26 protein-coding genes, 2 tRNA genes and 3 pseudogenes are annotated in these 21,902 nt (G+C 48.2%); 23 read left to right on the top strand and 8 right to left on the bottom strand.

Annotated features, from left to right (window positions below; all coding sequences use genetic code 11):
* Window positions 1-23: 23 nt before the first annotated feature.
* From V3224_RS08045 to V3224_RS07995, 11 genes are all read left to right on the top strand, one after another.
* Entirely contained in the window at window positions 24-347 is a 324-nt protein-coding gene (locus tag V3224_RS08045) for a phage tail assembly protein (RefSeq protein ID WP_334469186.1), read from the top strand.
* Complete coding sequence (locus tag V3224_RS08040) at window positions 316-444, top strand: hypothetical protein (RefSeq protein ID WP_334470379.1); 129 nt, start codon at window positions 316-318, stop codon at window positions 442-444. Before V3224_RS08045 ends, V3224_RS08040 begins: the two co-directional genes overlap by 32 nt.
* Window positions 445-478: 34 nt before the next feature.
* Window positions 479-2,917 (top strand): phage tail tape measure protein, encoded by a 2,439-nt coding sequence (locus tag V3224_RS08035; RefSeq protein ID WP_334469184.1) that lies wholly within the window; start codon window positions 479-481, stop codon window positions 2,915-2,917.
* On the top strand, window positions 2,917-3,798 hold the full coding sequence (locus V3224_RS08030; RefSeq protein WP_334469182.1) for a phage tail protein: 882 nt from the start codon (window positions 2,917-2,919) through the stop codon (window positions 3,796-3,798). Before V3224_RS08035 ends, V3224_RS08030 begins: the two co-directional genes overlap by 1 nt.
* A 14-nt stretch (window positions 3,799-3,812) precedes the next feature.
* Window positions 3,813-4,055, top strand: a complete 243-nt coding sequence (locus tag V3224_RS08025) for a tail protein X (protein WP_334469180.1) — start codon at window positions 3,813-3,815, stop codon at window positions 4,053-4,055.
* Window positions 4,043-5,227: a phage late control D family protein gene (locus V3224_RS08020; RefSeq protein WP_334469178.1), complete on the top strand. Its 1,185-nt coding sequence runs from the start codon at window positions 4,043-4,045 to the stop codon at window positions 5,225-5,227. The genes V3224_RS08025 and V3224_RS08020 overlap by 13 nt, the downstream gene beginning before the upstream one ends.
* Window positions 5,224-5,865, top strand: coding sequence for a phage baseplate assembly protein V (locus tag V3224_RS08015; RefSeq protein ID WP_334469539.1), 642 nt, complete (start codon window positions 5,224-5,226; stop codon window positions 5,863-5,865). The genes V3224_RS08020 and V3224_RS08015 overlap by 4 nt, the downstream gene beginning before the upstream one ends.
* 20 nt (window positions 5,866-5,885) lie before the next feature.
* Window positions 5,886-6,248 (top strand): GPW/gp25 family protein, encoded by a 363-nt coding sequence (locus tag V3224_RS08010; protein WP_334469176.1) that lies wholly within the window; start codon window positions 5,886-5,888, stop codon window positions 6,246-6,248.
* Window positions 6,239-7,363 carry a baseplate assembly protein gene (locus V3224_RS08005; RefSeq protein ID WP_334469174.1) on the top strand — a complete coding sequence of 375 codons (1,125 nt, stop codon included), beginning with the start codon at window positions 6,239-6,241 and terminating at the stop codon, window positions 7,361-7,363. The genes V3224_RS08010 and V3224_RS08005 overlap by 10 nt, the downstream gene beginning before the upstream one ends.
* Window positions 7,353-7,919, top strand: coding sequence for a phage tail protein I (locus V3224_RS08000; RefSeq protein WP_334469172.1), 567 nt, complete (start codon window positions 7,353-7,355; stop codon window positions 7,917-7,919). The genes V3224_RS08005 and V3224_RS08000 overlap by 11 nt, the downstream gene beginning before the upstream one ends.
* A gap of 95 nt (window positions 7,920-8,014) precedes the next feature.
* Window positions 8,015-9,091 (top strand): tail fiber protein, encoded by a 1,077-nt coding sequence (locus V3224_RS07995; RefSeq protein ID WP_334469541.1) that lies wholly within the window; start codon window positions 8,015-8,017, stop codon window positions 9,089-9,091.
* Window positions 9,092-9,101: 10 nt separating this feature from the next.
* Here V3224_RS07995 and V3224_RS07990 read toward each other — a convergent pair whose 3' ends face one another.
* Together V3224_RS07990 and V3224_RS07985 are read right to left on the bottom strand one after the other, a co-directional pair.
* The gene (locus V3224_RS07990) at window positions 9,102-9,686 is read right to left on the bottom strand and encodes a gp53-like domain-containing protein (protein WP_334467938.1); all 585 of its coding nucleotides are present in this window, start codon (window positions 9,684-9,686) and stop codon (window positions 9,102-9,104) included.
* Window positions 9,687-10,102: 416 nt separating this feature from the next.
* A complete protein-coding gene (locus V3224_RS07985) occupies window positions 10,103-10,975 on the bottom strand; it encodes an IS982 family transposase (protein ID WP_334469778.1) in 873 nt (290 codons plus the stop codon).
* 435 nt (window positions 10,976-11,410) lie between these two features.
* On the opposite strand from V3224_RS07985, the gene V3224_RS07980 reads away from it, so the two are divergent.
* Both V3224_RS07980 and V3224_RS07975 read left to right on the top strand, forming a co-directional pair.
* Window positions 11,411-11,632, top strand: a complete 222-nt coding sequence (locus V3224_RS07980; RefSeq protein WP_334469776.1) for an ANR family transcriptional regulator — start codon at window positions 11,411-11,413, stop codon at window positions 11,630-11,632.
* The gene (locus V3224_RS07975; protein WP_334469775.1) at window positions 11,623-11,919 is read left to right on the top strand and encodes a VRR-NUC domain-containing protein; all 297 of its coding nucleotides are present in this window, start codon (window positions 11,623-11,625) and stop codon (window positions 11,917-11,919) included. The genes V3224_RS07980 and V3224_RS07975 overlap by 10 nt, the downstream gene beginning before the upstream one ends.
* On the opposite strand, the gene V3224_RS07970 is transcribed toward V3224_RS07975, so the two are convergent.
* On the bottom strand, window positions 11,916-12,212 hold the full coding sequence (locus V3224_RS07970) for a DUF1640 domain-containing protein (protein WP_334469774.1): 297 nt from the start codon (window positions 12,210-12,212) through the stop codon (window positions 11,916-11,918). The two genes, V3224_RS07975 and V3224_RS07970, sit on opposite strands and share 4 nt — an antisense overlap.
* A 104-nt stretch (window positions 12,213-12,316) precedes the next feature.
* On the opposite strand from V3224_RS07970, the gene V3224_RS07965 reads away from it, so the two are divergent.
* Entirely contained in the window at window positions 12,317-12,961 is a 645-nt protein-coding gene (locus V3224_RS07965) for a KilA-N domain-containing protein (RefSeq protein WP_334469773.1), read from the top strand.
* Here the strand turns inward: V3224_RS07965 and V3224_RS07960 are convergent.
* Window positions 12,944-13,729: pseudogene (locus V3224_RS07960) on the bottom strand (IS701 family transposase); the annotation flags it as partial. The gene V3224_RS07965 and the pseudogene V3224_RS07960 sit on opposite strands and share 18 nt — an antisense overlap.
* A gap of 69 nt (window positions 13,730-13,798) precedes the next feature.
* On the opposite strand from V3224_RS07960, the gene V3224_RS07955 reads away from it, so the two are divergent.
* Window positions 13,799-14,773 (top strand): IS701 family transposase, encoded by a 975-nt coding sequence (locus V3224_RS07955; protein WP_334469771.1) that lies wholly within the window; start codon window positions 13,799-13,801, stop codon window positions 14,771-14,773.
* A 14-nt stretch (window positions 14,774-14,787) separates the two neighbouring features.
* On the opposite strand, the pseudogene V3224_RS29835 reads toward V3224_RS07955, so the two are convergent.
* Window positions 14,788-14,982: pseudogene (locus V3224_RS29835) on the bottom strand (IS701 family transposase); the annotation flags it as partial.
* Window positions 14,983-15,166: 184 nt separating this feature from the next.
* On the opposite strand from V3224_RS29835, the gene V3224_RS07950 reads away from it, so the two are divergent.
* The 7 genes from V3224_RS07950 (at window position 15,167) to V3224_RS07920 (ending at window position 20,351) form a co-directional block, all read left to right on the top strand.
* Window positions 15,167-15,451: a hypothetical protein gene (locus V3224_RS07950; RefSeq protein WP_334469769.1), complete on the top strand. Its 285-nt coding sequence runs from the start codon at window positions 15,167-15,169 to the stop codon at window positions 15,449-15,451.
* 306 nt (window positions 15,452-15,757) lie between these two features.
* On the top strand, window positions 15,758-16,570 hold the full coding sequence (locus tag V3224_RS07945) for a BRO-N domain-containing protein (protein ID WP_334469767.1): 813 nt from the start codon (window positions 15,758-15,760) through the stop codon (window positions 16,568-16,570).
* Between the two features lie 66 nt (window positions 16,571-16,636).
* On the top strand, window positions 16,637-17,383 hold the full coding sequence (locus V3224_RS07940) for a Rha family transcriptional regulator (protein ID WP_334469765.1): 747 nt from the start codon (window positions 16,637-16,639) through the stop codon (window positions 17,381-17,383).
* Between the two features lie 20 nt (window positions 17,384-17,403).
* Window positions 17,404-18,054: an SNF2-related protein gene (locus V3224_RS07935; protein ID WP_334469763.1), complete on the top strand. Its 651-nt coding sequence runs from the start codon at window positions 17,404-17,406 to the stop codon at window positions 18,052-18,054.
* Window positions 18,033-19,727, top strand: coding sequence for a DEAD/DEAH box helicase (locus tag V3224_RS07930; protein ID WP_334469761.1), 1,695 nt, complete (start codon window positions 18,033-18,035; stop codon window positions 19,725-19,727). The genes V3224_RS07935 and V3224_RS07930 overlap by 22 nt, the downstream gene beginning before the upstream one ends.
* Before the next feature lie 178 nt (window positions 19,728-19,905).
* Complete coding sequence (locus V3224_RS07925) at window positions 19,906-20,082, top strand: hypothetical protein (protein WP_334469759.1); 177 nt, start codon at window positions 19,906-19,908, stop codon at window positions 20,080-20,082.
* A 23-nt stretch (window positions 20,083-20,105) separates the two neighbouring features.
* Complete coding sequence (locus V3224_RS07920; protein ID WP_334469757.1) at window positions 20,106-20,351, top strand: hypothetical protein; 246 nt, start codon at window positions 20,106-20,108, stop codon at window positions 20,349-20,351.
* Between the two features lie 372 nt (window positions 20,352-20,723).
* Here the strand turns inward: V3224_RS07920 and V3224_RS29830 are convergent, their stop codons facing one another.
* Window positions 20,724-20,858, bottom strand: a complete 135-nt coding sequence (locus V3224_RS29830; protein ID WP_442890037.1) for a hypothetical protein — start codon at window positions 20,856-20,858, stop codon at window positions 20,724-20,726.
* Here V3224_RS29830 and V3224_RS07915 point away from each other — a divergent pair.
* Window positions 20,830-21,564, top strand: a pseudogene (locus tag V3224_RS07915) (site-specific integrase); the annotation flags it as partial. The gene V3224_RS29830 and the pseudogene V3224_RS07915 sit on opposite strands and share 29 nt — an antisense overlap.
* Before the next feature lie 139 nt (window positions 21,565-21,703).
* Here the strand turns inward: V3224_RS07915 and V3224_RS07910 are convergent.
* Window positions 21,704-21,778 (bottom strand) — tRNA-Val (locus tag V3224_RS07910).
* 26 nt (window positions 21,779-21,804) lie between these two features.
* Window positions 21,805-21,880 (bottom strand) — tRNA-Val (locus tag V3224_RS07905).
* Window positions 21,881-21,902 lie beyond the last annotated feature (22 nt).

Raw genomic sequence — 21,902 nt, 5'->3', positions numbered from 1 at the left:
GTAACAGGTAAGGAATAACCCTCATGACACCGTCTTTACATTACACCTTGCAATACCCTTATGCCCTGGGCAGTGGTGAAAGGCTAACCCAGGTCAGCTTAAACCGGCTCAAGGTCAGTGACATCAAGGCGGTACGCCGCTTAAGTGAAAACGCCAATGACTGGGACAGTCTGTTGATTGCCCGTATGACCGGCCTGATACCGGAAGATATCGACAATATGGATTTGGTGGATTATCAGCAGTTGCAAGACCACTTTCGCCAGTTTGCGGGGCTGGATGCACTCGCCGAAGGCGCTGCGTCAGGCGCAGGCCCTGTTGGCGAGATGGTTCCGTTGGCAGCCGAGTGAGCTGGATGCGCTGACCGTGGTGGAATTTGAGGACTATTTACAGGAAGCCGCCGCCCAAATCCGGCAGGAGCACGGGCAACGCGGGACAAGTACTTAACCGTTAATCAGACGTAACACAGGCAGGTGACTCGGTGGCCAACACATTTTCGATTGGGGTGGTGATTAAGGGGGCGGTGGCCAGTGCCTTTCGCTCGGCGATGGGTGACTCCCGACGTAGCCTCAATCTGTTAGGGGACACCACCCGTCGTCTGCAGACTCGTCAGCAACAACTGACCCAGGCAATGACCCGCTACGGTCAGTTGGGCGGTCAGGCTGCGCGTAACCTTAATAGCGAGCTGGGTCGGGTGGGTCAGACACTTTCCCGTCTCGAGCAACAGCATCGCCGTTTGCATCACACTATGATGGCCAGTCAGATTGCCGGGCAACAACGACAGGCCCTGATGGGGCAAGGACTGGCGTTAGGGGCCACCACGGCGGCAGCGGTGGGCGCGGTCGCGCCGTCTGTCAAGCAGTCGATGACCTTTCAGGACAATCTGGTCGATATGGGTATCACCGCCGGTTACGACGGTGCCACCCAGGCGGCGCTGGGTAAAGATATCCGCGCCTGGAGCCAGCAATACAACCAGACGCAGGATGATTTACAGGCCGCCACCCGTGCGCTTATTGGCAATAACATTGACAGCCTGGACGCTATTCGCGCCTACCTGCCACACATCGCCCGCGGCGCAACCGCCACCCGCACCTCCGCTGAACTGTGGGCACAGGCGGCGGTGACCACCCAGCAGTGGTTGGGCATTGCCGCGAAAGATTTTGCTGTGGTACAGAACATCATGGCGCAAGGGGGTAAGGCTGGGTCATTTGAAATCGCTGACCAGGTGAAGTGGTTGCCGGAGCTGGCACCACAAATGGCCAACATAGCCCAGGGTAAAGCGGCGGTGGCCGAGATGGTCGCTGCCTTGCAGGTAGCCAAAATGGGTGCCGGTAGCACCGATAAAGCGGCGAACAATTTCAATAACTTTCTGGAAAAACTGTACGCCCCTGAAACTAAAAAACGTTTTGGTGATGTCGGTATCGATATTGAAAAATCACTCATGCAGCAAAAAGCGCACGGGATTTCGCCGATTGAAGGGATGATGAATACCCTGCAAACCTATCTGGCGCAAAAGAGTCCCGAGGCGCTGGCGCAATTTAAATCAGCGATGGCGCTGCAGGACGATACCGCCCGCGATAAAGCGTTACTGGCCCTGCAGCAGAACTTTGGCTTAGGTGAACTGTTTGCCGATATGCAGGTGATGGCCTTTGTGCGTCCGATGCTGGCCAATATGGACAAGTACCGGCAAATCCGCGCCCAGGCCCTGGCGGCCGCGGACAAGGATGTATTAGGCAGTGACTATAAAAAACGGCTTGAATCCCCCATTGAACAGATGAAAAAGTTAGGCATTGCCAGTCAGGATTTGTCGCTGAGTCTCGGTGATGCACTAAAACCAGCGGTAGAGAATTTAGCCGCCACGGTACTCCCTTATGTGAACGCCGCCAATGCCTGGGTCAAAACCCACCCCCAGCTGGTCAGTGGTATGGCTAAAACGGTGGGCGCGCTCCTGTTGTTTAAGGGGGGATTGTTGGCCACAAGGTTGGCGTTCAATCTGCTGGGTTCGCCGATACGCCTGCTGTGGGGCGGGTTTACCCGGCTGCGTACCGGTTGGTTATTACTCAGCACCGCCTTTGGCATGGGTGGGCGCTTAAGCCGCTTCGCGGGCAGTGCGGGACGATTAGGTAAGGTGTTGGCCGGCGGACTGGTGACGGGCCTGCGCCTCGCCGGACACGCACTGCTGTGGCTGGGGCGGGCACTGATGTTTACCCCTATCGGCCTGACTATCACCGCGATTGCCGCCGGCGCTTACCTGATTGTCCGCTACTGGACGCCGATAAGCGCTTTCTTTCAGGCCCGTTGGGCCGAGGTGAAACAGGCGTTTTCCGGCGGTATTGCGGGCGTTGGGGCACTTATCCTTAACTGGTCGCCAGTGGGTCTGTTCTATAAAGCCTTTGCCGGGGTGATGAGCTATTTCCATGTTGAACTGCCCGCCCATTTTACCGATGCGGGTCGCCAGCTGATTGAGGGTCTGGTCAACGGGATCAAGAGTCGTTTAACCGCCGCCAAAGAGACGATTGTCCATTTTGGTGACAGTGTGTCGGGCTGGTTTAAGGAAACGCTGGGGATCCACAGCCCTTCTCGTGTTTTCGCCGGATTGGGGGACAATATTGTGCAGGGGGCGGTGCTGGGCATTACCCGCACCACGCCCGCGTTAGAACGCGCCGTCGGCGGCCTGATGCCGCTGATGCAACCGCCGTCCCCGCGTGTGCCCCACTGGCCTGATACCCCGATCTCCCCTGCCGGTCAGGGGAAGGCTTTTTCAGGCATGCAGATCACCTTTGCGCCGCAGATTGTGATGAACGGTCAGTCGCAGACGACCCCGGCGGCGTTGCGTGATGCATTGGCTATCAGTGTGCGTGAGCTGGAAAAACGCCTGGCGCAGCTGATGCACCAACAACAACGGCGGGCCTTTCACTGATGCTGGCGATACTCGGTGAGATTGAAGTGCAGTTACAGACCGGCTTTACCGCGCTGGAAGCCATCCTTGGCGGTGAGTTTGCCGAGCAGGCGCGCATTGGCCGTAAACCGGGTCTGCAGTGGGTCGGCGACAAGTGCGATGAATACAGTTTAAGCGTGCGGTTTCATCAGCAGTACTGTCAACCGACCGCGCAATGGCAACGGCTACAGGCCGCCTGTCGTGCCCACCAGGCACTGGCGTTTGTGCTCGGCAATGGCGAGTACCTGGGGCATTTTGTGATCACCACGCTTACCGGTCGTACGGTGTTGGCGCATGCCGACGGTATCGCCCAATGCCTGGAGGTCGATATCAGTCTGCGTGAATTTACCGGCGATCTGCGCCAACCACTTAAGCCGCCGGCGATGGCCACGACACTGAACAGAAAAGCCGCCGGGCTAACCCGGGCAATAGCCACCGGTACACCGCTATCGCGGGCGGTGGGTCTGGCCCGTCAGGCGCAGTCGGCACTGGCCACGGCCTCACAGGCGATCCGGGTGGTGCGCCAGATGAAAACGGATCCGGTCGCGGCGTTAACGCGCCTCCCTGGGGTCATTACTAGCTTAGGTGAGGTGGCCACCCCGTTGATACAGGCGCAGCCGTTGTTGGCCGGCCTGGAAGCCCATTTTCCTGCGGCCAGTCAGCTGACCCGAGCGGCGGGCAAGGTGGCGACCACGGCCAGCCAGGCGAAAAACACGCTCAGTGCTCTGACCCCCGGTACCGGCCAGGCACTGCCCGGTGCACTGGATACGGTGGCCGGTCAGGTGGGCGGTGCCCTCAGTACCTGGAACGACGTCACCCCGCTGCTGAGCCGTCTGACGAGCCATCTGGTGACGCGCCGCTAAAGGAGAACAGGACGATGTTTGCAAGCCAACAGGAAGAAGAACATAAGCCAGGTGTCTGGCAGCATATTACCCGTGAGGGCGAGCGCTGGGATACGCTGGCCGCCTACTATTACGGTGACGCATTGGGCTATGTGCGGATCATTGCCGCCAATCCTGATATCCCCATTACACCGGTGTTGCCTGCCGGCATCACCCTGGCTATCCCGTTGATTAACGCACAGGACAGCGTTGAGGAGACACCGCCATGGTTGCGTTAATGACACAACGACAGCAGGCGGTACCGGCCCCGACCTGGACCCTGCATTATGGCCAAAAGGACATCACGCACGATATCACCCCGGACGTGCTCGGGATCCGCTTTACCGATCAGCTCAGTGGCCAGTCTGATGAGCTGACGGTCGAACTGGAAGACAGCGCCGGGCGCTGGCGTGGGGCCTGGTATCCGGGTAAAGGCGACACGCTCTCATTGGCGCTCGGCAGGGTCGGCGCGCCATTACGTCCCTGTGGCACCTTTTCGATTGATGAAATAGAGCTTAGTGGCCCGCCGGATACGGTGTCGCTGCGTGGGTTATCCGCTTCGGTGACCACCGCGCTGCGAACCCGGAGCTACCGGGCGTTTGAGCAGACCAGCCTGGCGGCCATCGCCCGGCGGATTGCCCAAAAACACCACCTGACACTGGAAGGGCTGATTGCGCCGCTGCCCCTTGACAGGGTCACGCAGCAACATGAAACCGACCTGGCTTTTTTGCGCCGGCTGGCGGAGGAGTACGGCTATATCGTTAAAGTCACGCCGAGCAGGCTGATTTTTTCTGAGCGCATCAGATTGCGAGAAGCCTCGCCAGTTAACGTCATTACCCCGCAAGCCGTCAGTCATTACAGCCTGCGCGATACGCTTAACCGTATCTACCAGCAGGGCAAGGTGAAATACCAGGACAGCCAGCGCAAACAACTGGTCACGGTCGGTATCAAGGCCGATGGCACGATAGGCGACGTGGCGCGAGAAACGGCGCCTCAAAAACAGGGACGTTCAACCAGCGCCGATACCTTAAGACTGCACAGCCGGGCACGGAGCCGGGAAGAAGCGACTGCCAAGGTGTGTGCGGGGCTGAACCGGCATAATGAATATCAACGGGTGGCGACGGTAGCGCTGGCGGGCAATACGGCGTATCAAGCCGGGTTAACCGTGCGCCTGGCCGATTTTGGTCGCCTGTCCGGGGTGTGGCTTATCACCGAAGTCCGCCATGCCCTGTCGCGCCAAAGCGGGTACACCTGTGAACTCACCTTGGGCCAGGGGCCGATGGCGCGCATGAACAGGAAAACGATTCGCGCGGATCAGTCGGCGACCCCACCGGTGATGGGGGTGAAAGCCGATGGCAGCGTGGGGCCGCTGAGTGAAAAAGAGATGACAATCGGAGAAAAGCCACCATGAAAGCACTGCAATTGATGTTCGGTACCATCAGCCAGATTGATGAGCAAAACGTCCGGGTACGGGTACGGCTGCCGACCTGTGATAACCTGCGCACCGCCTGGTTGCCGGTATTGCAACGCAACACCCAGGATAACAAGGATTACGGGCTACCGGATTTAGGTGAACAGGTGAGTCTGCTGCTGGATGCTGACGGTGATGACGGCGTGGTGTTAGGGGCGGTGTATTCCGAGGTAGACCCCCCCACGGTGGCAAACCGCGATAAACGTCGGGTGGATTTTGCCGACGGGACTTTTGTCGAGTATGACCGCAAAAACCACGCGATGGCTATCGGGGGCGAGATACAGGCCCTGACGCTGACCACCCAGACCACGGTGCTGATTCAAACGCAAAATGCGACGGTGAAGGCAAGTAAAACCCTGTTTTTGGATGCACCCGATACGGTCGCGACGGGCAACCTGACGGTGCAAAAGCAACTGACGTACCAGGGCGGCATGAGCGGTTCGGGCGGCAGTGGCGCGACAGCCATCATTGACGGCACGCTCCAGGCCAGCGGCGATATCCAGGCAGGTCGGGTGTCGCTGCAAGAGCATCAACATAGCAACGGGCATGACGGTAAACCCACCGGCAAGCCGTTATAAGTGAGGGAGGAACGCGTTTGATGAACACAATGACCGTCCTCAGCGCCGCAGACTGGCAACCCGCGCTGCATGCATCGGGTGAGCGGGTCAGTGGCGTCGAAGATATTCAGCAGTGCCTGCGACTGATTTTAGGCACCCCAAAAGGCAGCGACCCGCATCGACCGGATTTTGGCAGTGACCTGCATCGCTATCTGGATATGCCGGTTGAGCGGGCCTTGCCGCATGTGGTACGGGAAACGGTGGAGGCCATCAGGCGCTGGGAGCCCCGATGCGAATTACATCAGGTGCGGCTTAATGCGCAGGGTGAGCGGGTGAATCTCCTGCTGCGCTGGCGACTGCCGGGCAGTCAGGTCAACGCACAAACGGAGGTGGCATGGCGTTAACCCTCGAGAAGCCGGTTTTTATTGCAGCGGATGCGCAGACCATTACCCGCGAGATGATCACGGACTATGAAGCGGCCAGCGGCAAGACCCTGTGGCCGGCGCAGGCTGAGCGGCTATTGATTGACCTGTTCGCCTACCGGGAAACCCTGGTGCGCAGTGCCATTCAATCCGCCGCCGAACAAAACCTGGTGGCCTTTGCCCGTGCGCCAATGCTGGATTATCTGGCCGAGCTGGTCGGCGTTTACCGTCTACCGGCTCAACGGGCACGCACCACGGTGGAATTTTCACTGGCGGCCCCGCCCTCGGTGACGATACCGATACCAGCCGGCACACGGCTCAGCGCCACGGACAGCCTGCTATTTACCACCGACAGCGAAGTCAGGCTGACGCCGACGGCATCCACGGTGACGGTGAGTGCGACCTGCAGCGAGGCGGGAACAAAGGGTAACGGTTGGCAACCGGCGCAAATCAGCACCCTGATGGAGGCCATCGATGACGGGGATATTCAGGTCACCAATACCACGCCAAGCGAAGGCGGCTCAGACGCGGAGGATGATGAGCATCTACGCAACCGTATCCGTCTGGCTCCGGCGTCCTTCAGTACCGCCGGTTCCCGTGAAGCGTACCGTTTTCATGCCATGAGTGCCCATCCGGGGATTTGTGATGTGGCGGTGACCCGCCCGAAACCCGGCACGGTCAATCTATATCCGCTGCTGACCAGCGGGCTGCCGGACAAGACGGTGCTCAGCCTGGTGACGGCCCTGTGCTCGGAAGAGCGGGTGCGCCCGCTGAATGATACAGTGCAGGTGCTGACCCCTGAAAAGGTTGACTATACGATTAGTGCGCAACTGACCTGTTATGCCAGCCAGCCGGGCGAGCCGGTACTGAAACAGGCGCGGCAGGCCGCTGAGCAGTATGCGGCAAGCCAGGCTAAACAGCTGGGTCGGGATATTGTGCCCAGCCAGATTATCGCGGCACTCTCGGTCCCCGGCGTTTACCGGGTGCAGCTCACGAGTTTCACTACCCTTGAGCCGACGGTACTGGCCGCGCAGCAATGGGCGCATTGTAGCGACATTCAGTTGACCCTGGGCACGGAGAGCGGCGATGACCGATAACAGCCTGTTACCGCCGCTGCTGGCGGCAGAGAGCCATTTTCAGGCGCTGGCGGCACAGGCCGCGCGGTTGCAGCAGATTGACCTGACGCCGCTGCTGGTTTATCTGCTGGATATGACCGAGGCGTCGGCCTTGCCCTGGCTGGCAGAGCAGCTGGCGTTAACCGGGGTCAATGGCTGGTCTCTGGCAGAATCGGATGATGCGCGCCGGGCGATGCTGAAATCGGCCATCACGCTGCATCGCTATAAGGGCACCCCCTGGTCGATTCGTGCCATGATACGGGCGCTGGGATTTGGGGAGGTGACGATAACCGAAGGGGGAGCAGCCCTTAAACCTGAACAGGCCACCGCGTATCCCGATGGCGAGACTCACTGGGCACTGTACCGGGTCATTCTTAACCAGCTGATCACCAATGACCAGGCAGCAAAATTGCGCGAGACGCTGGCGGCCTTTGCGCCGGCGCGGAGCGAACTGGTGGCGCTGGATTATACGGCAGTGCCGCTGCGCTATAACGCTCAGACGACCTACCATGGGCGCTATAATCATGGCAGCAGTTAAAAGTATGCAAAAACAGTTAATCCATACACGAAAAAAGACTACACTGTGACCAACAATCCACCCATGATGGAATAAGCACGATGGAGAAAAAAGACATGAGCTATTTAAAAGAACAGGCCGAATGGGCGGACGGTATCTACCAGATAGAGACCTCCGACCCGGTATTGGGTGGGCCAGACGGTATTACCAACCGGCCCGCGCGTGAACTGGCGAATCGCACCGCCTGGTTAAAGCAGCAATTAAAAGCGGCGGAAGCGGCGTTAAGGGCGCATACACGCTCCCGAAACCACCCGGATGCGAGCGTAAGTGAAAAAGGTTTTGTCAAGCTCAGCAATGCCAATCAGAGCAGCAGTGAAACGGAAGCCGCAACCCCCAAAGCGGTAAAAATTGTCAATGACAGGCTGAATGCGGTGGTCGACCATGCGCCTTCCGATTTAGATACGTTGAACAAGCTGGCCCAGGCCATCAGTAATAACCCGAAATTTGCCGAAAGCGTGACCCAACTTCTGAGCCAAAAGTTGGCAAAAAATGAGAATGGGGCCGACATCCCAGACAAGAATCTTTTTCTAGAAAACCTTGGTTTGTTAGAAACGGTAAATCTGGCTAAAAATGCCACACCCAATCAGCGTAAAATTAACGGCAAAACTCTCACTCAGGATGTGCAGCTAACTGCCACAGATGTTCATGCTGTTACACCCGAAGTATTGCGTGTCGAAATCCCGGTAGGTATTCCCCTGCCTTGGCCTGCTGAAAGAGCGCCGACCGGTTGGTTTATCTGCAACGGTGAGCCATTCGATAAGAAAAAATACCCGCTTTTAGCACTCGCCTATCCATCAGGAAAACTCCCTGATTTACGTGGTGAGTTTATTCGTGGCTGGGATGCTGGGCGAGGCGTGAATCCTAGGCGTAAGGTTTTATCGTCTGAAACTGCATCACTCGAGAGCCACGCTCATGGTTATCGGGACAGGTATTATGTTGAAGATGATGGTCCACTAGGCCACGCAAACAATAAAGAAAAAATGCCTGTAGGGTATAATGCAGATACAGGTTCACGTGCTACGGATGGAGATAATGATTCTTTTCTATTCATTGACAAAACAACGTCTAATGCAGGCGGTAGCGAAACCCGCCCGCGAAATGTCGCGTTTAACTACATTGTCAGGGCGGCCTGATAATGTTGAGTTAGTAGCAAACCAGCTCCCATGTTCTCGGCGCTTTAATCCCTGTTCTGGTATAATCTGCACTGATAATTAACGATTTTCCGACTATTTCGACATAAGTACCTAAATTGCCCTCGGGAGCAATACCTTTGTATTTTACCGTCGCGTTTGCCGAGAAAATGGCATGAGGGACGGGACAAGGTAAAGATACCGTATAAATCTGTCCGGCATTGAGTGGTGGTGTGATGCCCCATTGTCTGATAAGGCCGCTGTCACCACATTTCCACCATCCATTCGTAGCGAGGTGAGCTGTATTTTTTGCTCCTCGATTGTTAATCTGCATATTAAGCCAGCTGCTTAACGCCCCGCCCCAAATAGGGCCAGTTACATCACCATTTTCTTGATAAACCGCGGTTCTGCCGCCCCATGAGATATGCAAATTGCTATGAGTATTGATGGTTCCATCAATTTCTACACTCTTTAACCAATGCAATCGATCATTATTCCAGGAAGCTACTTTTGCATTATTAGCATAAAATGCCACGTTGCCATCGCCATTAGCCCGTAATCCTGAATCGTTATCGCCGATATGCACAGATTGGGTCACATGGAGGTTGCCATTGACGCTACCACCCGTTCGTTTATCCAGTGCATTTTTTGCACAATCTACCGTTTCCGTTAAACCAAGGTTTTTTGTAAAAAAGGATTTCGCCTGTTTCCTGACAAAATAAGCCTAAATGATGGCTTGATGAGGAAAATGCACGGCAAAAAACACTGTATTTACCGTTCAAATTTTAGCCAAAATGCCGATTTAGGGCTAAAATCGAGGTTTTGATTAAATTTTAATCCATTTTGGGGTGTTTTATGTACAGCAAAATCTCACTACTGAACTCTTGTCGGATAACATAAAACATCAGCGATATAGACGATCAATAAAGTGTTATCGATCGTCAAAACAGATCAATTACAGTGGCTTAACTACATTCACAATACTTAACCTGAGTTCGGGATAAGCATAATCAATTATGCTTGAAGATACGTACCTGCAACAGGTATCTTTGGTTTAGATGGCATTAAACAATATGCAACCAGTCCGCCTAATAAATTCACTACAAAATTAGCCGGAGAGCGATGTCGCGTATGCTCTATTTGACAAAGATTTTTTAACTCATCAAATACCGTTTCAATGACAGAACGATGACGCAAGATGGCTTTGTCGAAACAAGTCTGTTTAATAGGCTTCATTTTCTTCTTGATATTCGTTATAAGGTTAATTCCCATCGTTTTGAGTTGCTGTTTCAGTGAAGCCGATAAATACCCTTTATCTGCGTACAAACAACCAGAAAGATCCTTTGTCAGCTCAGGCAATGGTTTCCGATCATCGGTGTTTCCTGGTGTGAGTCGAAAACTGAGTATTTCCCCCAAATGATTGATAATTATATGAAGCTTGAAACCAAAGAACCAACCTGTTGAATTTTTTCCCCGTTGAGCTATCCCATTGAAGACTTTATGCCTGCGGATCCGTAAGTTATCACACACTGCTATCGGAGTAGAATCGGCAACCGATAGCCCCGTGCATTTTCCCTTAATTGACTCAAACAGTGCCGTTAACGCTAAGGCACTACGCGGAAGTAACTCTACACAGCGTGAATAGGATGGCAAGTTAGGAAATTCCTTCCGGAGATATAAGCGGACATAATAGAGATAAAATACCTTGAATTGCCTGAATCGGAGTTGATGAAACAACACAACCAGTGTCATCATTTCCGCCAACGAAAGCTGAGTAGACCGTCTACGACGCTTAGTACCGTTAGTCAGCAAATATTCATGCATTTTTGGCTCGAAGTCTTTGCAAAAATCATCCATCAGGCAATAAAGTTCAGTAAGATTTTCCATAATTGTTTAACAATGCTCTACTCTTTAACCAGACTGTTAGAGTATTTTAACAAAACAGGCTCATTCAACTATTTGAATATCAAGACTTTCTCTTTATTTCTTATCCCGAACTCAGGTTAAAATATTTACCTCGATACCGCAGTTAGTATCAAATAACTTTCCTTTGTGTGTTTTTTGAGCGTATCAAATATTTTGCCTTTCGGTATCAAATGATTTGCCGCGCTATACGAAAATGAAAGGGAATTTTATATGCTATGAATTAGCCTGTGGGGTGTACATCAATCTATACCGCAATAAGACCATTCAACTACAAGGTAATCCGTCAGCAACCTCAACGATTGAAAAAATACTTAAAACACATTTACCCCACTATTCACCCCCCTAAGAGCGATATCCTTCCCACAGACTAGGAAGGAGTTTATTTTTGGAGCTATCATGGCCTTTAGAAAAAACGACAGCCCACTTTATTTTAAGGCGGCGCGCGATGCAGTTCACCTTGAACAGTCAGGGCAATACCATGACACCGCGCGCGCATGGTCACAGGCAAACCGGCTGGCGCGCAATCGCAATAATCGTATCTGGAGTGAGAACCGCGCCGATTTTTGCATTATGCAAATAAAACGGGAAGACATAAAAAGGAAGTATCCATGCGGTTAATCAGGGAAAAGAGTATCGAAAAACATTTAGTGCGTGAGGTGCAAAAAATCGGCGGCATTGCCTATAAATTTGTTTCACCCGGACGACGGGGCGTACCCGATCGGCTAGTCATATTACCTGAAGGCCAAATCATTTTTGTAGAATGCAAAGCCCCTGGCAAAAAACCAACGCCTTATCAATTACGGGAACATGCTCGGCTTTTTGCTCTCGGTCATCAGGTCATCGTACTGGACAGTCACGATTTAAGCAGCATCTTACCCGTTGCGGGCTGGGAGCTTGCTTTTTAAACCAGTTTTATAACTAAGGTTACAATGGTTGCCGCTGCACCAACAATAGCTAACATGACACCACTTAGTTTTATCAGAAGGCTATTAGTTAAGGCTTCAACATCTTTACGGACTAACGCTATTTCAGCAGATAAATCTTTACGTACATCTTCTAAATCTCTTTTGGTCGCTACGTCAACTGCTTCCTGTGATTCACGGACAGCCAGAGATATAGCTTTAGCCTGGTCTTTAGGTAAGCCAGCACCTTCAAGCGTTTCAACAAATTTCAGTGTATCAAATGCAACCTGACCCATAGGTAATCCTCCCGTGTTTAGGTAAGTATAACGGGTTTAGGGTTTAATCTGCAAAATCTTTCACATTAATACCTTGATTCGTTTAATTACGGAGAAATATTTTTATGTCTAAATTAGTTGTTATCGAAAATACCATTGTACGCCAAGACGCTTTCGGGCGGTATTGTCTAAATGATTTACATCGTGCCGCCGTTGCTCAGGGTAAAGCGACAGAATCGCAACGGCCATCAAACTTTCTAAGAGGTGATGGAATAGCTTCATTTGTGCAATCTTTAAGCAATACTCAAAAAAGAGCTTCGGTTAATGTGATTAAAGGTGGACTTGAATCAGGTACTTGGGCAGATGAACTCGTTGCCATTAGATATGCCGCATGGATTGAACCTGCATTTGAAGTTCAGGTTTATGAACAATTTCGTGATTCAGTAAAAAGCAACAATGGCGCCTTAACCGATAAAGTACAAGCTGGCTTAGCCATGATCGCTTTTTACAAGCAGGAACTACGAATAGCACCTTCCGCCATGTTGGGAGCGATGAAAAAATTGCAATCTTCCCTTGGCATGCCGGATATAATACCCGCTTACGCGGTTGATGCACCTGAAGGAAGCATGGCAGTATCAAGCGAAGTGACACATTCTTTTACGGAGCTTTTGCAATTACATGGCAAGTCTTACAGCCCACCATCCGGCTTTAAGCGTCTGCAATTATTAGGTATTCACGAGTTTCGCACAAAACTAATTTGGGTACGCTAATAAAACAGGGATTTGCTCAGTAATAGCACTTTTGATTACGTCCCAATTTTGTTGATAAAGGGTTATTTTTTCAGATATACGACGTTTATGTTGTTCAAACCACGCAGAAATAGCGAGAAAAATATGATTTCTTTGCGCTCGGCTCGTGCGAGCCTGACAGCGTTCAATACCACAGTTTTGTTTAACTTCTCGATGATAAACTTCAACAGACCAACGGGCATCCATGATAGATTTGAGGTATTGACGGGTGGGATTCTCTTTGTTTGTTACTATGTAATCAATACGGCCGTTTTTGGCTGTAAATTTGAAAACGGTTACCCAACCATATCCTCGCAAGTGTATTGACGTTCCTTCTTCTGAGATGTCTAACTTGTTCAGTTGTTTGTTATGGTTAACAATCCTATTTTTCCTCAGCGTGGTTACCCAGATCCAACCATGAGAGCGAGTTGATTTCAGGTTATCCAGGCTAGAATACCAAGCATCCATCACTACGGCTTCTGGCATGATCCCTCTTTTTTTAGCAAGAGTGAGCATTTCGGAAAAGTGCGTGTTTTTTGTTTTTCCATCAGAATCTTTATCATAAATAAGATAATTGATAGGAATTGATTCAACCTTCGTCAGATCATGCCAAAGCAAATTAACTAAACCTATGCCAGCAATAACCTCATGTTCATTACCTGAATATTGATAATGGACCATCTCTATTTTTTTACTACGTGTTTTGGCAATCAATGTATCATCGGCAATTAGTACGCAAGGGCTTTTTTTCACGAGTTTCGCAATCTCCAAAAAAGAAGTATAAATTTAAAAACAAGAAAAAATCAGGGTGTTCATATTTTGTCGGGTTATCCATGTATTAAAGATATCTATAAAACATTCTTACAAGTAAGCAGTTTAAGATACTCTGGTTTAGCGTTATCAGAAGTAAGCCCATCGCCTTTATCTCATGACACTGTTAGCCGATGGCTAAAAAGTAGATGTTTTAGACCTAAAGACCTATGGCGATTAGTTGAACCTTCTATAGACAAAAAAAGCCCTTGCGTACTAATTGCCGATGATACATTGATTGCCAAAACACGTAGTAAAAAAATAGAGATGGTCCATTATCAATATTCAGGTAATGAACATGAGGTTATTGCTGGCATAGGTTTAGTTAATTTGCTTTGGCATGATCTGACGAAGGTTGAATCAATTCCTATCAATTATCTTATTTATGATAAAGATTCTGATGGAAAAACAAAAAACACGCACTTTTCCGAAATGCTCACTCTTGCTAAAAAAAGAGGGATCATGCCAGAAGCCGTAGTGATGGATGCTTGGTATTCTAGCCTGGATAACCTGAAATCAACTCGCTCTCATGTTTGGATCTGGGTAACCACGCTGAGGAAAAATAGGATTGTTAACCATAACAAACAACTGAACAAGTTAGACATCTCAGAAGAAGGAACGTCAATACACTTGCGAGGATATGGTTGGGTAACCGTTTTCAAATTTACAGCCAAAAACGGCCGTATTGATTACATAGTAACAAACAAAGAGAATCCCACCCGTCAATACCTCAAATCTATCATGGATGCCCGTTGGTCTGTTGAAGTTTATCATCGAGAAGTTAAACAAAACTGTGGTATTGAACGCTGTCAGGCTCGCACGAGCCGAGCGCAAAGAAATCATATTTTTCTCGCTATTTCTGCGTGGTTTGAACAACATAAACGTCGTATATCTGAAAAAATAACCCTTTATCAACAAAATTGGGACGTAATCAAAAGTGCTATTACTGAGCAAATCCCTGTTTTATTAGCGTACCCAAATTAGTTTTGTGCGAAACTCGTGTTTTTGTCTATAAAAGGTTCAACTAATCGCCATAGGTCTTTAGGTCTAAAACATCTACTTTTTAGCCATCGGCTAACAGTGTCATGAGATAAAGGCGATGGGCTTACTTCTGATAACGCTAAACCAGAGTATCTTAAACTGCTTACTTGTAAGAATGTTTTATAGATATCACGAGTTTCGCACAGGCATATAAAATTCTAGAAATGGCTTAAAAGCAATGATCAATCTGCAAGTTACTAAAACACATGAATTTTCTTAAATTACAATAAGTTGTATTTGATTTATAAGGTTTTATCTATTTATATATTATGCTGAATTAAACTTAAAAATAGCGCGTTTTTTTATTGGTGCGAAACTCGTGGATATCTTTAATACATGGATAACCCGACAAAATATGAACACCCTGATTTTTTCTTGTTTTTAAATTTATACTTCTTTTTTGGAGATTGCGAAACTCGTGGTATTGTTGAACGTAAATCGCGCCCAAGCAGTAAACATCCTGACAAGGAAAAATTATTCTGGTCACTGACAGAAAAGGGATTACAGTTTGGTAAAAATTTGACTGACCCAAATCATCCCCGTCAGACTCAGCCTCATTTTTATGATAGCCAGTTTCCAAGATTGCTAAGCGTGATGATGAACGGAATTGCAGCTGCATAATAAAAACATTGACATTTTAAATACCCATTGACGAAAGATTAAACCATGCGCTATAGTTTATTTGCATCTGCAAAATCAGATGTCTGGATTAGCGTTCCGCCATAAACTACCGCGACATGTACACGCCGCGAGCGTGTTTTTTAATGTCGTAATCTAGCCACAATTCAATGGTGGGCTGGATGGGGCAACCGTAAGGTTGGCCGGTCGGTGGTTTCCGGTAACGCTAACTCCATTCAGTTCACCACCAATCAGAGGTTAGCGTCTCTCGGTGGTGAGTAAATCTAAATCACTATCGGAGGTCATATTATGACTACCGCACAAGCTATCTCATTTTCTTTCCAAGAAACACACGATGTACGCATAAAAATAATAAATTCTGAACCGTGGTTCTGTCTAAAAGACGTATGCGAAATTTTAGATATATCACGTTCATCTGACTTAGTGCAGATCTCAAAGGAATTCGTTAAAAACGAACCCCTTAAAAATACACGAGGAACTCTTGACCCACGGGGAGTAGAAAAAATCTACACCCCTACAAAAGGCGGAAACCAACAGCTTGTTTATGTGAATGAACCTAACCTTTATCGTGTGATTTTCCGTAGCAATAAGTCCGAAGCAAAACAATTTCAGGATTGGGTGTTTAATGAAGTACTCCCATCGATTCGTAAAACTGGCAGATATGATCGCCATCAACCACAACACCAACCAAAAGCCGCAGAGCGTTTTAGCCATTCGGATACGCGCAATTTAACACATTTAGTCTGCTGTATGACGAATGGCTTCCGGTTTGAACAGTCATGGACTAGAGCGGTGTGGCTGGCATTACGTGAAGTGACGGGCACACCTTCACCTGAGCGTTTTCAGGTAGAGCATATACCGCTGATGGCTGACGAATGTAGACGGATTTACTACATCAGCGAGTCACTACGACAAATTATTAATGACGCGGAAAAGCAGACGATTAAGCGACTTTTACGTAAACGTGAAAATATTGATACGGTATTAACGGATATCAAACAGCTTTTTGAGCAATTTCACCATCAACAAATCGGGATAATCACCGCTCGCACTGACCATTGGTATGAAGGTGAGTTGACCCACTTCCTAGAACGCCATTAATTAATCTTAACGCCCCTTTTTAAAGGGGCAATCTTTCATCAATTTCATTATTGAGGAATATTCTTTATGTCAAATTTAATAACTTTCCAAAGTTTAACTATGTCAAGCCTTGAGATTGCTGAACTGGTCAACAAACGTCACGACAACGTAAAACGGACTATTGAAACATTGGCTAAAAGTGAGATTATTCAACTTCCTCAATCTGAGAAAGTTGAGAATAAACAATCAAATAGCCCAAATCACCACACTGAAGTTTTTATTTTTGACGGTGAACAAGGTAAACGTGACAGCATTATTGTTGTTGCTCAACTTTGCCCTGAATTTACGGCTCGCCTGGTTGATCGTTGGCAAGAACTGGAACAGAAATTAAACACCCCTTCATTACCCACTAACTACATCGAAGCGCTTGAAGCCTTGGTTATCTCAGAAAAGGAAAAGGCTGTTATTACTGACCAGAGAAATGAAGCTATCCGTACCAAATCCCATATTAGTCGCAAAAGGGAAGCCACTGCACTCCAACGTAATTCAGCCTACCAGCGCATTGCTAATCGTGCGATACGAGAGCGTGAAAAAATGGCCGCCCGATTTGGCGCAAGTAAAGAATGGGCTTCTCAACAGGCAGTGTGGAGAGCGACGGGAAAAATGTTTGGCTGGAAAGTGTTAAATGCCTGGCTCGACAAACACGATATTTATGACGCACTCACCTCGGGATACCCAACCTGTTTCAATCCTGACCAAAACCGCCGTGAAGTGATTTATCCGAGAGAGGCGTGGCTTGAAATACACGGTATCGATATCGCTGAATTATTTTAAAAACAGCTAAAAGGCAATTTATGAAAACCTTCACCCCTCGCCCTTACCAAAATCTCATTATCAATCATCTGCTGGATATCAAACGCTCAAATGTCTGGGCGGGAATGGGAATGGGTAAAACAGCAGCAACGCTGACGGCGTTAGAAAATCTCTATCTTGCAGGCAGTGAAACCAAACCCACATTGGTGTTAGCCCCTTTACGGGTAGCCCAATCCACCTGGCCGGATGAAGCACTTAAATGGAACCACCTCCATAATATCGAGGTGCAACCCATCATTGGCACTGCCAAATCACGGATGGCAGCACTCAAAAATACCTATGCCAGCGTATTTACGGTCAATTATGACAATCTCGTTTGGCTGGTTGACATCCTCGGAGACAGTTGGCCTTTTGGCACGATTATCGCAGACGAGAGCACCCGATTAAAATCATTCCGGTTACGCAAAGGGGGTAAACGCACCGCAGCCCTAGCCAAAATCGCCCATAAATCTGTCCATAGATGGGTAAATCTAACCGGTACGCCTTCACAGAATGGCCTAATGGACTTATGGGGGCAAGCGTGGTTTGTTGACCAGGGCGAACGCTTAGGCAGAACGCATAATGCGTTTACGTCCCGCAGGTTTAATCGTATCCAGTTCCCTGGGCAACAGTGGAGCAGATTTGGCCTTTAGAATTTGCTCAGCTACAAATTCAGTTAGCCCTGAGTGATGTCACGCTATCCCTTAACGCCGCTGACTGGTTTAATATCGAAGAGCCGATACACAACGTTATCAACGTTGAGCTACCTGCAAAAGCGCGAGCGCACTATCAGGCCATGGAAAAAGAACTGTTTCTTGAGTTGAGCGACAGTGCGATCGAAGCATTAAATGCCGCTGCCAAAACAATAAAATGTTTGCAAATGTGTATAGCAGAAAACAGCGAAATACTGACTAATCACGGCTGGAAACCAATTGAAACAGTCACTTCCGACGATTTGTTGTGGGACGGTATAGCGTGGGTAGCGCATGGCGGTGTAATTAACATGGGAATTAAACCCGTGGTGACATGCTGGGGTGTTCGAATGACACCTGATCACCAGATTTTAACAGATAAAGGCTGGAAAAAAGCGGAGGATATTATTAATGCCCAATCATACAAAGGATTTAACAGGTCAAATTTTTGGCTACCTGACGATTATAAAACGCCACGGAAGTACAAATACAAAACAAAAACGTGCTACGTGGTTGGCAAAATGTATATGCGGAAAAGAGGTGATAGCGATCGGAACAAATCTCACAAATACAAACCGTACGCCGCTGAAATCATGCGGATGTCGAAGAGGAGAAGTGCTAGTAAAAACTCGCGGTTCTCACGGGATGACGTCACACCCAATTTGGAACACGTGGCAACAAATGCGCTATCGCTGTGGCAATCCTCGCAGCAAAGATTGGAAAAACTATGGAGGCAGGGGAATAACTGTCTGCCAACGCTGGCAAAAGTCTTTCGTAAACTTTTTAGAGGATATGGGGCTTTCATGGTACCCCGGAGTAAGTCTGGATCGGATAGACAATTCAAAGGGGTATTCTCTAGAAAATTGCCGATGGGCTACTCCACAGATGCAAAGCAGAAATCAACGTACAAATGTGATTATCAACACTCCCAAAGGAGCCATGACTGTAACCGAAGCTGCGGAAACCTTCGGGATAAAAACAAGTACGCTCCACGCAAGAATATTCAGATACAAATATCCAATAAAGAAAGCCTTACACCAACACATACTGCGAAAGTCTTCGACATCACCAATGCAGGTCCACGCAACCGTTTTGTAGTGCGCGGCACTGAAGAGCCTTTCATCGCACACAATTGTAGCGGTGCTATCTATAACGATGACAATCACAACTGGACTGTGATCCATGATGCCAAAATCCAGGCGCTGGAAAGTATTGTCAATGAGGCTGGAGGGATGCCAGTTATGGTTGCTTACCACTGGAAACATGACCTTGAACGTTTATTAAAAGCGTTTCCAAAAGGCAAAATGTTAGACGCTAGCCCACAAACCCTTACCGACTGGAATAATGGCAAAATCCCGTTACTTTTTGCACACCCCGCAAGCTGTGGACACGGCTTAAATTTACAGGACGGCGGTAATATTCTGGTCTTTTTCTCCCACTGGTGGGATTTAGAGCAGTACCAGCAAATTATCGAACGTATCGGCCCCACCCGTCAAGCGCAAGCAGGACACAATCGCCCTGTCTTTATCCATCATATCGTCGCTAAAGATACACTCGATGAAGTGGTCATGGGGCGTCGTAATTCAAAACGGGCGATACAGGATTTATTACTGGAAGCGATGAGAAGGAAATAAAAAAGACCAGCGCTAGGCTGGCCAACACCAGGTAAAAATATTGCTGTTAGCAAACACACAACCAAATAACTATACCATAGCATAGTAAAGCTGTATATATAAACAGTTTAATTATATGTATAGAAAATTAATTAACCTTAAATTTATGAATATTTTCTCAATTAAAGGAGTTCCCACTATGTGGATTTTAATCTTGTCCATGTACGCCAGTCCTTATGCATCCAGTAACTTTGCAAGTGTTCATACTCAGGAATTTGACACTGAAAATATGTGCCAATTCGCCGCTAAACAGTTTGAGCGTGAGTTTGAAACTTTCAAGGATATCAACGCCAAAGCGATTTGCGTTAAGAAATAAGCTAATTTTACAAAGGTTCAACGATGAAACTTAACATCATCAAATTACTAATCACGACATTACTTTTTATCAGCGCAGCGCTAGCCTTTGAAATGCTAGTTGGACATCTCGCGCACGCCGATACTGTCATTGACCCACAAATCAGGTTTAAACGTGGCGAATTAGGCAACATCCATTTAGGGGGGCAAGAGCTACTGGTTATTGGCGTCATGATAATGCCTGCACTCTTGATTTATATAGGAATATTCATCGATGCCTTGAAGAAATAGTCTAGATCGAGAAGTCATTATCCCACCTGAATTTACCCCACTTAAACTACCCATACCGAAAGGTAAGCCTTTAGCTATTAAAAAAGACCAGCCCAAGGCTGGCCAACACCAGGGAAAATTACGTTGTGAATAGCAAACACACAGCGGTAACGATGTTACCGCAACAAAGCAGCAAACCGTACAGCAAATAATCTCTAGTACACGAGTTTCGCACGGGCATATAAAATTCTAGAAATGGCTTCAGAACAATAATTAATCTGTAACTTACTAAGACGTATAAATTTACTTAAATTACAATAAGTTATTTTTAATTTATGAGATTTTTTCTATTTATATATTATGCTGAATTAAACTTAAAAATAGAGCGTTTTTTTATTGGTGCGAAACTCGTGATGAAAACAATTGGAAAGCAAAAGTCACTTCAAAAACTAAAAAAGGATAAACTACAACCATTTTTAACCCTAAGTTATCAGCCACTGGAACAAAAGCCTTATATTTAGCATTCATGAAATCCTTATTTCGCGCCGCTGAAAGAGATTGGAAATGGATTGACAAGGCACTTTCAATCAAAATTCCTCAACCAAAGAATAAAAGGATACGTTGGCTAGAGCCACATGAAGCCCAACGTTTGATAGAAGAATGCCCAGAACCGCTTAAATCGGCTGTTCAGTTTGCTTTAGCTACAGGGTTAAGACGCTCTAATATTATTAATTTGGAATGGCCCCAAATTGACATGCAGAGACGAGTTGCATGGATTAATCCTGAAGAGAGTAAATCAGGTAGAGCAATCGGCATTGCGTTGAATGATACCGCTTGTAAAGTGCTTCGCAACCAAATAGGCAATCATCATCAATGGGTCTTCGTCCACACAAAACCGAGTACAAAGCCAAACGGGACAGTAACGCCATCTGTACGAAAAATGCGAGTTGATTCAAATACTGCATGGAGAATGGCATTAAAACGAGCAGGAATCAAAAATTTTCGATTCCATGACCTACGTCACACATGGGCCAGCTGGTTAATTCAATCCGGGGTTCCATTATCTGTTTTACAAGAAATGGGAGGGTGGGAATCGATAGAAGTGGTGCGCAGGTACGCCCACCTTGCACCATGCCATCTTAGTGAACACGCAAAAAACATTGATACCCTTTTTGACGATTCCGTCCCAAAATCGTCCCAGTTAGTAAAACCAGAAGCAACACATGGATGCTAACTCCTTGTTTTAATTGGTAGGTCGTACAGGATTCGAACCTGTGACCAATTGATTAAAAGTCAACTGCTCTACCGGCCCTATTAATAGCAAAACACAGCATAAATAATTTAAACAAATAATGCTTTATTTTTTGGATGAATGGTGGGCGATACCAGATTCGAACTGATGACCCCTCCTTGTAAGGGAGATGCTCTACCAACTGAGCTAATCGCCCAATCATAACTAAATCATCACAACAATTGGTGGGCGATACCAGATTCGAACTGATGACCCCCTCCTTGTAAGGGAGATGCTCTACCAACTGAGCTAATCGCCCGTCGTGATGGAGGTGCATTATA

Source organism: Arsenophonus sp. PmNCSU2021_1 (genome assembly GCF_036919435.1).
GTDB classification, from domain to species: domain Bacteria; phylum Pseudomonadota; class Gammaproteobacteria; order Enterobacterales; family Enterobacteriaceae; genus Arsenophonus; species Arsenophonus nilaparvatae.
The sequence above is the reverse complement of the archived record's forward strand: the minus strand, read 5'-3'. Positions and strand labels throughout refer to the sequence as shown.